Source organism: Nonomuraea sp. WAC 01424, from assembly GCF_003947315.1.
Classification (GTDB): domain Bacteria; phylum Actinomycetota; class Actinomycetes; order Streptosporangiales; family Streptosporangiaceae; genus Nonomuraea; species Nonomuraea spiralis.
Genome location: NZ_QHHZ01000009.1, coordinates 57,905 through 71,956 on the forward strand (window position 1 = coordinate 57,905; position 14,052 = coordinate 71,956).

Here is a 14,052-nt window from a genome sequence, read left to right on the forward strand (position 1 = left end):
CAACGCCCACGCCGCTTCGGCAGGCTTTCCGGCCAAGTTGTGCAGCCACGCGTACTCCGACCCCAGCAGTTCGGCGGTCCGGGTCGGGTGTGCCAGTACAGACGGCTCACCGGCGCCTCCATTCACGCGCGGACAGGGCTTGTCCCGGCCGCTGACGTCCGGGACAAACTACGCCGATCCCAGCCTCTCTATTCGATCGAGGCGGCCGGTTCGCCTCGCGGACCAGGTAGTGGACGGCGTCATGCCAGAGGGGATGGCCGGGCGCGACGATGTGCCCGGCCAGGACCGGGCGGGCCACTCCCCCGCCAGTCGCGAGCTAGCCGCTTGGCGGCCCGCTAGGGTCGCTCCAAGCGTCACGGTTTTGGCGCGCGAAAGGCCCTCGCAACGGCCGGGCGGCCGCGTGAGAGCACCGTCAAGCGCGTTGTGATGTTGTGGAGGCCGGAACGGCGACTCGGCTGCTCAGCTCGCGTAGGTTGACCGCCTGGAGCTGAGCGATCTGGTCGCGGGTCTCGACCTCGGGAAGGCCGCGCACTGCGCGGCTTTTCTCATTTCCGGGCCCGCTCCCCCCGCCGGACAGGCAGCCGGGCGTGGCGGCGGCAGGCCGAGACGAGTCTCTTCGGCGCGCGGGCACATCGCGCAAACCTCGCGACCTCGCCCACCAACGCCCCCCATCCGCAACACCTCACCACCAGACGGGCCGAAAAGTCGTAGCCCCCAGGCCCACTCGCCCTCGAACGAGCGTCTGCGACGTACACAGGCCCATACACGCAGCACGAGGGGTGTCTGCAGCAGCGCGAGCATCGCGACCTTGGGCAAGGGGGCCGTCGCAACGGCTGTGGCCAGACGTCAGGAAGAACGTGATGCACCGAGGTTGTCCGGGAAGGCGCCCCCCCGTGCCACGGCGGCCTATGACGGGAGCTCGCCAACCAGTGGCCCGCGGCCGATCGGGGATAGTGCGGTCGAGGTCGGTGACGTGGCTGGTGGACAAGCACGCCTGGTGCTCGCCCTCGACGGCACACGGTCGTCTCCACCCCAAGAACGACAAGCGTCGGGTGGAGCTAGGCCAATTGCGTACCACCTCACCTGGGGATACGCAGGCGGCCACCACGTCAGCGAGGCAGGGGCGATGGACATGGTGGTCATAGAGGCGAACGCCTGACATAGGCCAAAAGCGAAGCCGTAGAGAAATTAAAGCGCGACTGGCGGCCGCCAGGATCGAAGCTGCGCAGTGATGACCGTTGACCTGCGTGTTCCTGCTCAGGCTGGAACTAGGGGACGATCCCGGCCCCGACGGGATGAACTGGCTCTGTCGCACCGGTAGCGCGATCAAGTTTTGTCCAGGCGGCGAATCGGGGTTCCAGACAATCCCGCAGTCGCCCAGGCTGAGAGCCGCCGCCGTGATGCTGTGCGATGTCACCGGTATTCACCACTCGAACGAAGGAGAGATCCGTGCGGAAATCAAAAACACTCCGGCCGAGGAGGGGAAGCATGACTCGCATGCTGGCCAGCGTCCTCGCGGTCGTCGGGCTCACGATTGTCGGGCTGTCGAGCAGCCCCGCCCAAGCCTCCGCCGATCCAACCGTCAGAATCTTCAGCCGGGGAACCGGCGACTGCATAGACGCTGGTACGGGCGACGTCCACACCAGGGCGTGCAACAAAGAGGCAGGAAAGCCGGAAGAGGGGTGGCAGCTCTGGAGAATCCACTCCTGGGCTCTCGACGTCTACTCGCTGGAGAGCGTCAGGTTCCCTGGCCGTTGTCTGGCTGGAAGAAGCGAAGCCAGCAATGGGGTGGTGCTTGCCGGGTGCTCGGCGGCCGACTCCTCGCAGCTATGGTTCACGACGGCTTATCGCTTCCCAGAAGTATTCACAAATATTACTAACTACTTCCATAAGTGCGACCTCTACGACGAAGCGGGCACACTCGACCTCCGTATGCACTGTGGGCCTATAGACCCGGTAAAGAACGCACAGTGGACGATCCAAGTCTGGCGCTGACCCGCTCGCGCACAGCCCAGAGACTCCAGTCGGCAGGCTGGCCTTTCGCCGACCTGGGCCGGCTCAGGCAACTAATGAGGAGATCTCATGCTGAGAGAATTCATCCCGGCCGCTGTCGCTGCCGTCTCCCTCGCAGGGCTGGCGTTCGCGCCGTCTGCGAGCGCGGACAGCCTTTCCTCTTCCACCCTCTACGGCTGCGCGGCCGGAGACTTCTGCATGTATTCGACAGAGGTCATCTCCGCGGGAACGAAGATCGGCATCGGCCGGGGCGAAACCTGGCCGGACGGCGGGTTCTCCAGTGTGGAGGCCAGCCCGTACAAGAACGTCCGGTCCCTCTTCAACAACGGCTTGGTCGATCCCAAGGACCACGTCCGCGTCGTCTACGTCTACGGGAACGGCGGTGTCGAGTGGCAGTGCATTGGCCGCGCCACCGACAGCAACCCTGCGGCGGGACATGTGTGGCCCAAGCTCCGAGCCCCCGTGACCGTCATCCAGATCAAGTGGACGGCGAAGGGCTGTCCCACGTAGTCCACATCCGCCGGTGATCCGGCGGTCCGGTCCGACGCCACCGGGGCCGTCGGGCCGGACCGCCGGGGCGTGCGTCCGGGACCGGTTGGGCCGATCTCGGCTCCCTTGAGTCTGCGACCGAAGGCACGGGGACGACCTGACTGTTGGGCCGGTCAGCTGCCGGAAGTCTTCTCACAATCTTCGCCTCGCACCCACAACACGCCTCCGGCCTGGCCGGTTCGACAGCTGTAGACGCTCCGGGTCGCGGCGTCGATGATGCGGAGCTGCGTCACAGGCCCCCGCTTGATGGTCATGCAGGTGAAACCCATGACGATGGGCATCTGTGATGCATCCACCGTTTCGCACGCTATGACTTCCTCAGCGTGGGCCGCAGCGAGAGGGGCCGCCGCCATCGCGGTAGCAGCGGCGACGGCAGCCAGCGCCGACAGAACGAGTCGCATGATCGATTCCCTTCCGAGGTGCGGGCGTGGCATATGCCACCCCAACCGATCATCAACACTATGTGATCAGACAACTACTATCTGTGCCGTAAGGGTGTCATGCCAAGCAATCACAACGGCCCGGCGAACCCCAGCCGTCTCCTCCTCGTCAAACACTTCAACTTCCACCTCGCGCGATCAGGTATCCAGCTCCTGGCCCAGCCGCCCCAGCTCGTCTGCAGCCGCACGCGGCACCACATCATCCCGGCGCCGGGACTCCTCCACATCCGCCCGCGCCACCCGCACCTCGCCCCCGGCCACCCGGGCAGAGATCACGCCGTCCTCCAACAGCTTCACCAGGAACTCCGACGACACGTTCAACACGTCCGCCGCCTGCTGCACCGACAGCTCGCCACGCACATCCGCCACCACAACACCCCCTCCCCCGCAGCGTCCCCCAAGAGACGAGACAAACGCACCCAACCTGACCACAGCCGCTCGGAAGCGCCGGCAGCCAAACCCCCGACTGCCCCCGCCCGCCATCCGAACGTGGCAGACTAGACAGCACAGCACCACACACCAAGGGCCAACGCCGTCCCTTCCAGAACCTGGAAGGGACCAGCATGCCCTCCGCTGTTCAGGCCACCCGCGAAACCATCGACCAGCTCATGCTGCTCATCATCGCCATCGGCGGCCTCATCGCACTCACCCTCGTCATCGCCCACCTGACGATCGGCACCTACCGCGCCCTCTTCCCCACCGGCCGCGCACCCCGATTGCACCGCCGAGCCCGCACCGCACGTTCCACCAGCAACGGCGATCAAGACGCATCAGGCGCCAACGGCCGCCACGCCAAGACCTCGTTTCGCTATTCGATCGCCGCAGCGACCAGGTCAGACGGGTCGTCCTCCAGCCGCCGGGCGGCCGACAGGTAGATGTCCATGGTCGAGGACTGCGCGTGATCCAGCGCCTCCTGGATCTTCTTCACCCTGACGCCCGCCTCCTCGGCCACCGTCGCGAACGTATGCCGCAGCTTGTGCGGGTGCAGCCCCTCGATCCCGGCCTGACGGCCGACGCGCCGGACCAGCTCGTACACGTCCTTGCGGTCGAGCCGCCGCCCCGTGGCGGACGCGAAACAGCGGGCCGGTCAGCTCCGCCACCGCCCCCACCCCCGGCCCGCCCCGCGTGGTCGGCCAGGTACACGTCGATCGCGTGCGCCGCAGCCGGCGGGATTTTGCGCGTCTTCGGCTTGTCGCCCTTGCCGACGATCCCCGCAGGGTGCGGTGACCGCGCTCGTACCCGAGGTCGTCGATCTGGGCGGCCAGGCCTCGGTCGCGGTGCGCAGGCGTTCCCGGCCGTGGTCGTTGTCGGCCGCGTGGAGCACGTCGCGGGCTTCGGCACGGGTGAGGCCGAGGTGCTGCCGGTTGCCCCTCGGCCGCTTCACCCGGTCGTACGGGTTGAAGTCGGCTGCCTCCTCCTCGACCAGGTAGCGGTACCAGCACGACACGGAGGCGAGCCGCCGCGCGAGTGTCTTCGCGGGCAGGTGCTCGTCAGCTTGCAGGTCGAGCCACCGCTGTAGACATCGCCGTGCGGGCGCCGCACCTCGGCGATGTCGAGGTCGTGTTCGGTGAGGAAGTCGAACCACATCTCGATGTCGCGCCTGTAGGCGTCGCGGGTGTTCGCGGAGTTGTAGCTGAGGCCGCGGGCCAGACGGTTGCGGGAAGCCTCGGCCCACTGCTCACCAGACCGGTCGCAGTCGCCGGCACCAGCTCGCCACCGGCGGTTCCACCCTGGCGAGGTTGAGCTGATCGCCGGTCCGGTTCCGGCCGAAACGCGAGTACTTCCAGACGAGGATCGCCTTGGCCATCCCCGATTCGACGTGGGAGAAGGCCTCCAGGATTGTCCACTGGAAGCCTTTTGCCGGACGTCTCCCGGCCCGGGGGCCGGGTTGACCGAACCGCCCCGGCGCCGCATGAGGTCGGCGCCGGGGAGTCATGTTCACGGCGTCGGCGTGAGCACCTTCGCCTCGTGCTTGGGAGCCGACGGCTTGCGCCGCATCCGCTCCTTCGTCCGCTCCACCACCGTGTACAACGTGGGAACCAGCACCAGCGTCAGCAGCGTCGAGGTCACCAGACCGCCGATCACCACGATCGCCAGCGGCTGCGAGATGAACCCGCCCGATCCGGTCACCCCCAGCGCCATCGGCGTCAGCGCGCAGATCGTGGCCACCGCCGTCATCAGGATCGGCCGCAACCTGCGCCGGCCGCCCTCGATCACCGCCTCGACCACCCCCAGCCCCTGCTCCCGGTACTGGTTGATCAGGTCGATCAGCACGATCGCGTTCGTCACCACGATGCCGATCAGCATCAGCATGCCGATCAGCGCCGGCACGCCCATCGCGGTGTCGGTCGCCACCAGCAGCCCCACCGCGCCGGTCGCCGCGAACGGGATCGACACCAGCAGGATCAGCGGCTGCACGAAACTCCGGAACGTCGCCACCATGATCATGAACACGATCGCGATCGCCGCCAGCATCGCGATGCCCAGGTCGGAGAACGCGTCGGCCTGGTCGGCCGAGGCGCCGCCGATCTCGTAGCGGGCACCCGAGGCCAGCGTCACCGACTCCATCTTCGTCGTCAGCTCCTGCGTCACAGTGCCCAGGTCAGCCGCCTCGACCTTGCCCGACACCGTCGCCGAACGCTCACCGTCGATCCTGGTCACCTGCGTCGGACCGGCCACCTGCTCCACCTCGGCCACCGACGACAACTTCACCAGCCCCGCCGCGGTCGGCAGCTTCAGGTTCTCGATCGCCTTGATGTCCTCGGGAGCATCGGCACCGCGCAGCACCAGGTCGCTGCTGCGCCCGTCGAGGGTGATCTGGCCCAGCGGCGCGCCGCGGAAGGCCTGCGCCACCGCCTGACCCACCTGCGCCTCCGACAGCCCCTTGGCCGCCGCCTTCTCCCGGTCCACCGCGACCTCGATACGCGGAGCGCTGGCCTCCAGGTTGGACGACAGGTCCCGCAGGCCCTTCACCCCGCCCATCGCGCTCTTGACCGAGTCGGTCGCCGTACGCAGCGTCTCGGCGTCGGGCGCCTGGACGATCACGCTGACGGTGTCGGAGGAGAACCCGCCGCCACCCGAGCCGCCCACGGTCACCTCACCGACCCCGGACAGGCCCGTGATCTTCTCCCGGAGCTGCTGCTCCACCTTCGCCGGGTCGGCGCCGTCCTTGACCGTCACCGAGAACGACGCCCGGTCCGCGCCGCCGCCCACGCCACCCTGCATGGCGTTGCCGCCACCCACGTTCACCTGGTACGTCTCCACCCCCGACACACCCGACAGCACGCCCTCCACCTTCGCGGCGGCCTTGTCCGTCGTGGCCAGGTCGGTGCCCACCGGCATCTTCTGCGTCAGCGAGATCGTGTTCTGGCCGGAGGAGTCCAGGAAGTTCGTCCGCAGCCCGCCGGCCAGGCCCATCGTCCCGATGAACACCGCCACGCCGATCAGCACCGTCACCAGCTTGAACCGCGTGGCGAACCGCAGCACCGGCAGGTACGCCCGCTGCAACGGACTGCGCAGCTCCTTGGCCTCGGCCGCCTCGCGCTGGGCCCGCGCCTCCTCCGGCGACAACGCCGGAGCCTTGAGGAACCAGTACGCCAGCACCGGCACCACCGTCAGCGACACCACCAGCGAGGCCAGCAACGCCACCGCCACCGTCACCGCGAACGGCCGGAACAGCTCGCCCACCATGCCGCCCACGATCGCGATCGGCGCGAACACCGCCACCGTCGTCAGCGTCGAGGCCGTCACCGCCCCCGACACCTCACGCACCGCCGTGAGGATCGCCTGCAACTTGGCCTCGCCGTAAGCGAGATGGCGCTTGATGTTCTCCAGCACCACGATCGAGTCGTCGACCACCCGGCCCACCGCGATCGTCAGCGCGCCCAGCGTCAGCATGTTGAGCGAGTAGTCGCCCGCCCACAACACGATCAGCGCGATCACCACCGACAGCGGGATCGACACCGCCGTCACCAGCGTCGAACGCACCGACAGCAGGAACACCAGGATGACCAGCACCGCGAACGCCAGACCCAGCAGGCCCTCGGTGGTCAGGTTCTCGATCGACTCCTCAACGTAGGGCGCCTGGTCGAACACCACCGACACCTGCGTGTCGGAGGAGTCGCCCAGCGACCGCGTCAGCTCCGGCAGCTTCTCGCGGATCTCGTGGGAGATCGTCACCGCGTTGCCGTCGGGCGTCATCGTCACCGACAGGCCGAGGCTCGTCTTGCCGTCGGTACGGGTGATCGTCGAGGCGTCGGCCAGCCCGCGCTTGATCTCGGCCACGTCACCGAGCTTGACCGGCTTGAGCGGCTTGGGCCTGACCGGCTGCTGCGGCACGGCCGTCCGGCCCGTCTGAGCCGGCTGCCCGGCCTGCGGGCGGCCCTGAGGCTGGGAGGGCTGCTGAGGCTGCGAGGGCTGGGCGGCCTGCGGCTGGACGGGGGTCAGGTAGAGGTTCTTCAGCTTCTCCAGCGAGTCGACCCGCGCCCCCACCTGGACGGTCAGCGACCTGCCATCGGCGGTCAGCGACCCCGCCGGGATCGGCGTGCCGTTGGCCTTGAGCACCTCGGGGATCTGCGCCGCCGACACCCCGGCCAGCGCCATCTTCTTGACGTCCGGCTCGATCGTGACGACCTCGTCGCGGGTGCCGGTGACCGTGGCCTCGCGCACCCCCTCCACGCTCTGCAACTCCGGCACCATGATCCGGCGCAGCTTGTCGGCCATCGCCCGCTCGTCGCCGCCGTCGCCCACCGCCAGCACCAGCACCGGGATGTCGTCGGTGTTGCCCGCCACCACCTGCGGATCGACACCCTGCGGGAGCGCGATCCGGCTGACGGCCTGCTGCATCTTGTTCAGCGAGGCCTCGATGTCGGTGCCGTACTCGAAGGCCACCTGGATCTGGGCCATGCCCTCCTTCGACGTGGAGGTCATCTGCTCCATGCCGGGAATCCCCTGGAAGGAGTCCTCGATCGGCTTCGTCACCTGGTCTTCGACGATCTCCGGCGAGGCGCCGGGGAAGGGCGCGATGACGAACGCGCCCGGAAACGCCAAGGACGGCAGAAGTTGCTGCTTCAACTGCGGGATCGTGAACGCGCCGAAGGCCGTGATCACCACCGCGATCATGATCACAAGACTGCGGTTGACCAGACTCAACCGGGCGAAAGCGGTCATAGGCTCCCCTCCAAAGTTCGCCCCAGACTAACACTTTGCCTTGCACGAATATTTAGCGTGATGCGACTTTCCTGATAACCTTCTCAGGAAGCGAGAGGTGAGCGTGAACGACGAACGCGAAGACCTGATCCGCCGGATCAACGACACACAACACGACCTGGGACGACTGTTCACACAGCACCAGTCGCCCCTGTTCAGCTCCAACCTCACCATCCGCCAGCTCCGCGTCGTCATGCGGCTCTCGACGAACGGCTCGGCCTCAGGCCAGGATCTCGCCCACACCCTCGGCGTCGGCCTCGGCACCGTCACCGGCATCGTCGACCGCCTGGTCGCCCAGGGCCTGGTCAGCCGGCACGAAGATCCCAGCGACCGCCGCGTGCGCCGGGTCGAGCTCACCCCCGCCGGCGCCACACTGATCGCCGAGATCAACGACGCCGGCCTCAGACACTACAAGCGCATCATGTCCCACCTCGACACCGAGACCCTGCGTGCCCTCGACCTCGTCACGCGCCGCATGCGCGAGGTCGCCGACAAGCTCTACAACGACTGACCCGGCCGGCGTTCTCCCGGCCGGGGCTGCCTTTTTGGTGAATTACCGGGAAATTTCCCGGTCCGAGCGGCTTTACATTGTAGATTTCAAGCGGGACAACATCGGCGGAAGATCGTCCTCGTGCGCCACCGTCAGCCGCCGGGTGGCGCGCGTCACCGCCACGTACAGGTCGTGGCCGCCCATGGGCGACTGCTCCAGGATGCCCGCCGGCTCGACCACCACCACCCCGTCGAACTCCAGCCCCTTGGCCTGGTTCACCGTCAGCACCACCACTGGCGCGTCCAGGTCCTCCGCCCCCGGGAACAGCTCCGCCACGCCCGCGTGCAGCGCGTCGGGCGTGATGATCCCCAACCGGCCCTCGCCCAGTTCGGCCTGCTCCGCCGCGACCAGCCCCGGCAGCTCCCCGACCGGCAGCCGCACCGCGCGCGGCTCGTCGCCGCCGTCCCGCACCGACTCCGGCGGCTCCTGCCACGGCGCCACCGCCGCCAGCACGTCGGCCGCCACCAGCATGATCTCCACCGGCGTACGGTAGTTGACCAGCAACCGCTCCTCCCGCCAGCGCCCCTCCAGGTACGGGTCGAGCACCTCGCCCCACGACCGCGCCCCCGCCGCCGACCCCGTCTGGGCCAGATCGCCCACCACGGTCAGCGACCGCGCCGGAACCCGCCTGATCACCGTCCGCCAGGCCATCGGCGACAACTCCTGCGCCTCGTCCACGATCACATGCCCGTACGCCCACGTGCGGTCGGCCGCCGCCCGCTCGGCCGTCGTCAGGCCCCCGCCGTCGTCGGCCTGCCGCTCGGCCAGCACGTCGGCCTTGTCGAAGACGCCGCCCTCCAGCAGGCCGGTGGTCTCCAGCACCTCACGGGCGTACAGCTCCTGCTCGGCCCACTCCTCCCCCGCGCGGCGCGCCGCCACCCGGTCGGCCGAGTCGTCCCGGCCCAGCAGCTCGGCCGCCTCGTCCAGCAGCGGCACGTCGCCCACCGTCCACGGAGACTCGCGCGGACGCACCAGCGGCGTCCAGTCGAGACCCGGCGGGCACACCGCCCACAACGTCTCCGGCGAGGACAGCAGGCCGGCGACCAGCTCCTGCGGCGTCAGCTCCGGCCACAACTCCGACACCGCCCGCCGTACCGGCTCCTCCCCCCACAGCCGCTCGGCCGCCAGCGCGATGTCCACCTCGTCCAGGTCGCCCTCCAGGTCCAGCGGCTCGGCCAGCTCCGGGTCGTCGACCGCCAGCTCCTCCAGGTGCAGCGACTCCTCCAGCGCCCGCGCCTCGGCCCTGGCCAGCTCCTTCAGCAGCTCCGTCACGTACAGCTTGCGTGCCATGTTGTGCGGCAGCCGCACCGCGCGCGCCCGCTCGCGCAGCCGGGCGCACACGCCATGCGGCACCCGCAGCCGCAGGCCGTCGAGCTCGACCTCCAGATCACCCGCCGGCACCCGCTGCCGGTCGGCCACCGCGGCGGCCACCACCTCGGCCATCCGCAGGTCGCCCTTGACCACCGCGGTCACCGGCGGATCGGCGGCCACCGCCCGCACGCCCGGGAACAGCTCACCCACCGTGGCCATCACCACCTGCGTCTCCCCCAGCGCCGGCAGCACCTGCCCGATGTAGCGCAGGAACATCGGATTGGGCCCCACCACCAGCACGCCGCGCCGCTCCAGCGTGTCGCGGTGGGTGTAGAGCAGGTAGGCGGCCCGGTGCAGCGCCGCGACCGTCTTGCCGGTGCCCGGCCCGCCCTGCACCACCAGCGCCCCCTGCAGCCCGGACCTGATCACCCGGTCCTGCTCGATCTGGATGGTGGCCACCACGTCGGCCATCCGGCCGGTACGGCCCCGCCGCAGCGCGGCCAGCAGCGCCGCCTCCCCCACCAGCGTGCGCCGGTCGCCGTCGGACATGCCCTCCAGGTCGAACACCTCGTCGTCGATGCCGACCACCGCACGGTCCTTCAGGTGCAGGTGCCGGCGGCGGACCAGGCCGCCGGGGTCGGTGGCGGTGGCCACGTAGAACGGGCGCGCCGCCGGGGCCCGCCAGTCGATCAGCACCGACTCGTGATCCTCGTCGCGCAGCCCGATCCTGCCGACGTACGTGCTCGCGCCGCCGGAGTCGTCGATCCGGCCGAAGCACAGGCCGCGCTCGACGGCGTTGAGCTGGGCCAGCCGCCGCGCCTGCTCCGAGGCCGCCACCTCGCGCTCGACCATCGCCTGCCGGCTGCCGCCCAGCGCGCCGCCCCCGGCGTAGACCTGGCGCAGGGCCGCCTGCGCGCGTTCCCTTGCCGCGTCGAGCCTGGCGTACAGGCGCTGGACCGTGCGCTGCTCGTTGTCAAGGGCTTCCGCGAGACCATCTTGACGATTCGCCATTCCGTGCTATACTCCTAACGGGATGCTTGTGGAATCGACGTTCTGCGTGTCGAGCCTACGAGCTTAGCCCTCCTTCGGTGTCCCGGCAACCGACTCCCCGCGCCCGCGTGCTAGCTTGAGCGGTCATGCCGGACTATCTACGCGACCTGTTCTCCCTCCACGGCCGGCGCGCGCTCGTCACCGGCGGCAGCTCCGGGATCGGGCTCGCCATGGCCGAGGCGATCGGCCGCGCCGGAGCCGAGGTCGTGCTCGCGGCCCGCCGGCCCGCCCAGCTCGAACAGGCCACCGACCGGCTGCACGCCCACGGCGTCACCGTCACCGGCATCGCCGCCGACCTGCACGACCGCGACGACCTGGCCCGCCTCTGCGCCACCGCCGGAGAGATCGACATCCTGGTCAACGCAGCCGGCAACAACATCCGCAAACCCATGGCCGAGCTCACCCCCGGCGACTACGAGCAGACCGTCGCCGTGCACCTGACCGCCCCCTACCTGCTTGGCCAGCACCACGGCCCCAGGATGGCCGCCCGCGGCTGGGGACGCATCATCAACATCGGCTCCCAGCAGACCATCAGCGCCTTCGGCGACAGCGGCGTGTACGGCGCCGCCAAGGCCGCCGTCGCCGGCCTCACCCGCTCCCAGGCCGAGGCCTGGTCGGCCCGCGGCGTCTGCGTCAACACGATCATCCCCGGGTTCGTGCTCACCCCGCTCACCGAGCCCGCCCAGGCGGTGCCCGGCCGCGTCGAGGAGCTCGCCGCCCGCCACATGACCGGCCGCAACGGCCTGCCCGGCGACTTCGCGGGCGCGGCGGTGTTCCTGGCCGGGGAGGCGAGCGCGTTCGTCACCGGCCAGATGCTCTTCGTCGACGGCGGTTTCTCCGTGCACTGACAGCCCGCTTTCGTGCCGGCCCGACGCCTTTACGTTGTAGATCACTTACGGCGGAACCGGCGTACACCCACGCCCTCGCGCCACGATTCGATGACCAGCTCGTCGCCCTCGACCCACGTGCGCACCACCTCCGTCAGCTCCAGCCGGAACAGGTGGGACCCGCCGTCGGGCAGCTCGAAGGCGGCCAGCACCGCCGGGTCGAGGACCTCCACCGCCCGCCCGGCCAGCTTCACGTCGCCCTCCCACGACGACGGATCACCCTCGTCGGGATCGTCGGCGCTCACGTGGATCGCCATGCGCGGATCGCGCCGCAGGTCGAGGGCCTTGACCGCGCCCGGCATCGAGCCCGACCACAACTCCCCGTCCTTGAACTGCGTCTCCACGCCGCTCACCCGCGGCGAGCCGTCCCTGCGCAGCGTCGCCAGCACCTTGTGCCTGCGCCGGTCCATCAGCCGGCGCGCCGCCGCGGCCAGCGCGGGCGCCTGCTGCTCGAACTCCTGCCATGAACCCATGCCCTCATCCTGCCCGCCGCCACCGACAGAACCCGGCCGGTCCCCCGGGCCCAAAGGTCAGGCACGGCGGCGGGCGCGGTAGGCGCTGGCCTTGGCGCGATTCTGGCAGGACAGGCCGCAGAACCGGCGCGAGGCGTTGCGGGTGACGTCGAAGAAGACCAGCTCGCACGCCGCCGCCTCGCACGAGCGCAGCCGTACTCCCTGGCCGACCCCGATCACCATGGCCAGTGCCGTGGCGGTGTCGGCCGCCCAGGCGTCCACCAGGTCGGCGCCGGGGCCGTGGAAGGCCAGGACGGGTGGGTCGCCGTGCAGGTTGGGCACCGCGCCGTGCCGTACCAGGGCCTGGTTCAGCGCGGCGGTCGCGTCGGGACCGGCGGTGAAGGCGGGGTGCAGCTCGGCGGCCACCCCGGCCAGGCGGTCGGCGTCGGAACCGGTCAGCGCCCGGCTCGGCGTCCAGCCGCGCTCGGCGAAGGCGGCGTCGAGCGCGGCCCGCCGGTCCTCGGGCACGCCGGTGGTACGGCCGCGCGCCCGCGTGACGGCCAGTTCGTTGACCAGCAGCACCGCCAGATCCACCCACCTCCCAACATAACTGTCTATTTGAGATTGACCAGTGATGTGCCACGCGTCTATCGTCACTGCCGAAGCTTATCTAGACAGTGAGGTGTTCGTCGTGAGCGCATCGTCGAGACTTTCCCGCCGCATGTGGCACCAGCTTGAGCCCCTGCACGCCGTGCTGTACTTCGCACCCGAGGCGTTCGCCGAGGCCGCGGCCCTCGGCTACGACGTGGAGTCACGCTGGCCGAGCTACTTCGCCTACCGCACCGCGCCGCTCGGCCGCGCGGGCGCGCATCTGGCGACCGCGGCGTACTACAGCTTCAGCCCGCGCACGGTCGGCGAGCACGTGCCGGGCGTGTGGGAGGTCGCCGCGCCCGAGCGGGTGCTGGAGGCCCGGCTGACGGCGGTCGACCGTACCTACCGCGCGCTGCTCGCCGCCGGGGTGGGCGGGCCGGAGCTCGCCGAGGCAGCCGGGCTGGCCCGGCGGGCCGCCGAGAGCGCGGAGGTCGCGGGGCGGCCGTTCACCGCGGCCAACCTCGACCTGCCCTGGCCCGACGAACCGCACCTGGTGTTGTGGCACGCCGCGACCGTGCTGCGCGAGCACCGCGGCGACGGGCACGTGGCGGCGCTGCTGACGGCCGGGCTGGACCCGTGCGAGTCGCTGGTGTCCTTCGCCGCGATCGGCGCCGCGCCACCGGAGAACTTCGCCGGACGCGGCTGGAACGACCAGGAGTGGGCCGAGGCCGCCGAACGACTGGCCGCGCGCGGCCTGGTCGACGCCGACGGCCAGGCCACCGAACGCGGCCGGGCGCTGCGCGACCAGGTGGAACGCCTGACCGACGAGCTGGCCGCCCAGCCCTGGCGGGAGCTCGGCGAGGAACACGCGGACCGGCTGGCCGGGCTCGGCGCGCCGCTGCTGGGCGCGATCTTCAAGGCCGGGCTGCTGCCCATGACCAGCACGTTGGGCATCACCACGGTCAAGGCCCCCGACTGAGCCGGACGGCTGCGATCAGCCG

12 protein-coding genes and 1 pseudogene are annotated in these 14,052 nt (G+C 70.0%); 6 read left to right on the forward strand and 7 right to left on the reverse strand.

Annotated elements, in window-relative coordinates:
• The first annotated feature begins 1,488 nt into the window (after positions 1 to 1,488).
• Both DMB42_RS24600 and DMB42_RS24605 read left to right on the forward strand, forming a co-directional pair.
• Complete coding sequence (locus DMB42_RS24600; protein ID WP_125637372.1) at positions 1,489 to 1,995, forward strand: ricin-type beta-trefoil lectin domain protein; 507 nt, start codon at positions 1,489 to 1,491, stop codon at positions 1,993 to 1,995.
• Positions 1,996 to 2,082: 87 nt separating this feature from the next.
• Positions 2,083 to 2,523, forward strand: a complete 441-nt coding sequence (locus tag DMB42_RS24605; RefSeq protein ID WP_125637373.1) for a hypothetical protein — start codon at positions 2,083 to 2,085, stop codon at positions 2,521 to 2,523.
• A gap of 152 nt (positions 2,524 to 2,675) precedes the next feature.
• On the opposite strand, the gene DMB42_RS24610 is transcribed toward DMB42_RS24605, so the two are convergent.
• The 3 genes and pseudogenes from DMB42_RS24610 to DMB42_RS24620 form a co-directional block, all read right to left on the reverse strand.
• Positions 2,676 to 2,963 (reverse strand): hypothetical protein, encoded by a 288-nt coding sequence (locus DMB42_RS24610; RefSeq protein ID WP_125637374.1) that lies wholly within the window; start codon positions 2,961 to 2,963, stop codon positions 2,676 to 2,678.
• A gap of 177 nt (positions 2,964 to 3,140) precedes the next feature.
• A complete protein-coding gene (locus DMB42_RS24615) occupies positions 3,141 to 3,374 on the reverse strand; it encodes an excisionase family DNA-binding protein (RefSeq protein WP_221762322.1) in 234 nt (77 codons plus the stop codon).
• Positions 3,375 to 3,810: 436 nt separating this feature from the next.
• Positions 3,811 to 4,068, reverse strand: a pseudogene (locus tag DMB42_RS24620) (tyrosine-type recombinase/integrase); the annotation flags it as partial.
• Positions 4,069 to 4,225: 157 nt separating this feature from the next.
• Here DMB42_RS24620 and DMB42_RS24625 point away from each other — a divergent pair.
• Positions 4,226 to 4,432 (forward strand): hypothetical protein, encoded by a 207-nt coding sequence (locus DMB42_RS24625; RefSeq protein ID WP_125637377.1) that lies wholly within the window; start codon positions 4,226 to 4,228, stop codon positions 4,430 to 4,432.
• Between the two features lie 508 nt (positions 4,433 to 4,940).
• Here the strand turns inward: DMB42_RS24625 and DMB42_RS24630 are convergent.
• Positions 4,941 to 8,171 carry an efflux RND transporter permease subunit gene (locus DMB42_RS24630; RefSeq protein WP_125637378.1) on the reverse strand — a complete coding sequence of 1,077 codons (3,231 nt, stop codon included), beginning with the start codon at positions 8,169 to 8,171 and terminating at the stop codon, positions 4,941 to 4,943.
• A gap of 97 nt (positions 8,172 to 8,268) precedes the next feature.
• Between DMB42_RS24630 and DMB42_RS24635 the strand changes: the two genes are divergently transcribed.
• Positions 8,269 to 8,721 (forward strand): MarR family winged helix-turn-helix transcriptional regulator, encoded by a 453-nt coding sequence (locus tag DMB42_RS24635; protein ID WP_260477910.1) that lies wholly within the window; start codon positions 8,269 to 8,271, stop codon positions 8,719 to 8,721.
• Between the two features lie 72 nt (positions 8,722 to 8,793).
• Here DMB42_RS24635 and DMB42_RS24640 read toward each other — a convergent pair whose 3' ends face one another.
• Positions 8,794 to 11,082 (reverse strand): ATP-binding domain-containing protein, encoded by a 2,289-nt coding sequence (locus DMB42_RS24640; protein ID WP_125637379.1) that lies wholly within the window; start codon positions 11,080 to 11,082, stop codon positions 8,794 to 8,796.
• Between the two features lie 125 nt (positions 11,083 to 11,207).
• Between DMB42_RS24640 and DMB42_RS24645 the strand changes: the two genes are divergently transcribed.
• Positions 11,208 to 11,969, forward strand: a complete 762-nt coding sequence (locus DMB42_RS24645) for an SDR family NAD(P)-dependent oxidoreductase (RefSeq protein ID WP_125637380.1) — start codon at positions 11,208 to 11,210, stop codon at positions 11,967 to 11,969.
• Between the two features lie 41 nt (positions 11,970 to 12,010).
• Here DMB42_RS24645 and DMB42_RS24650 read toward each other — a convergent pair whose 3' ends face one another.
• Positions 12,011 to 12,481 (reverse strand): pyridoxamine 5'-phosphate oxidase family protein, encoded by a 471-nt coding sequence (locus DMB42_RS24650; protein WP_125637381.1) that lies wholly within the window; start codon positions 12,479 to 12,481, stop codon positions 12,011 to 12,013.
• A gap of 57 nt (positions 12,482 to 12,538) precedes the next feature.
• Positions 12,539 to 13,054 carry a CGNR zinc finger domain-containing protein gene (locus DMB42_RS24655; protein ID WP_125637382.1) on the reverse strand — a complete coding sequence of 172 codons (516 nt, stop codon included), beginning with the start codon at positions 13,052 to 13,054 and terminating at the stop codon, positions 12,539 to 12,541.
• A 97-nt stretch (positions 13,055 to 13,151) separates the two neighbouring features.
• Here DMB42_RS24655 and DMB42_RS24660 point away from each other — a divergent pair, with 97 nt between their 5' ends.
• On the forward strand, positions 13,152 to 14,030 hold the full coding sequence (locus DMB42_RS24660) for an SCO6745 family protein (protein ID WP_221762323.1): 879 nt from the start codon (positions 13,152 to 13,154) through the stop codon (positions 14,028 to 14,030).
• Positions 14,031 to 14,052 lie beyond the last annotated feature (22 nt).

Excerpts from the sequence above, each read along its gene's own strand:
- DMB42_RS24600 (WP_125637372.1), top strand. The coding sequence starts at position 1,489 with ATGACTCGCATGCTGGCCAGCGTCCTCGCGGTCGTCGGGCTCACGATT.
- DMB42_RS24605 (WP_125637373.1), top strand. The coding sequence starts at position 2,083 with ATGCTGAGAGAATTCATCCCGGCCGCTGTCGCTGCCGTCTCCCTCGCA.
- DMB42_RS24610 (WP_125637374.1), bottom strand. The coding sequence starts at position 2,963 with ATGCGACTCGTTCTGTCGGCGCTGGCTGCCGTCGCCGCTGCTACCGCG.
- DMB42_RS24630 (WP_125637378.1), bottom strand. The coding sequence starts at position 8,171 with ATGACCGCTTTCGCCCGGTTGAGTCTGGTCAACCGCAGTCTTGTGATC.
- DMB42_RS24640 (WP_125637379.1), bottom strand. The coding sequence starts at position 11,082 with ATGGCGAATCGTCAAGATGGTCTCGCGGAAGCCCTTGACAACGAGCAG.
- DMB42_RS24645 (WP_125637380.1), top strand. The coding sequence starts at position 11,208 with ATGCCGGACTATCTACGCGACCTGTTCTCCCTCCACGGCCGGCGCGCG.
- DMB42_RS24650 (WP_125637381.1), bottom strand. The coding sequence starts at position 12,481 with ATGGGTTCATGGCAGGAGTTCGAGCAGCAGGCGCCCGCGCTGGCCGCG.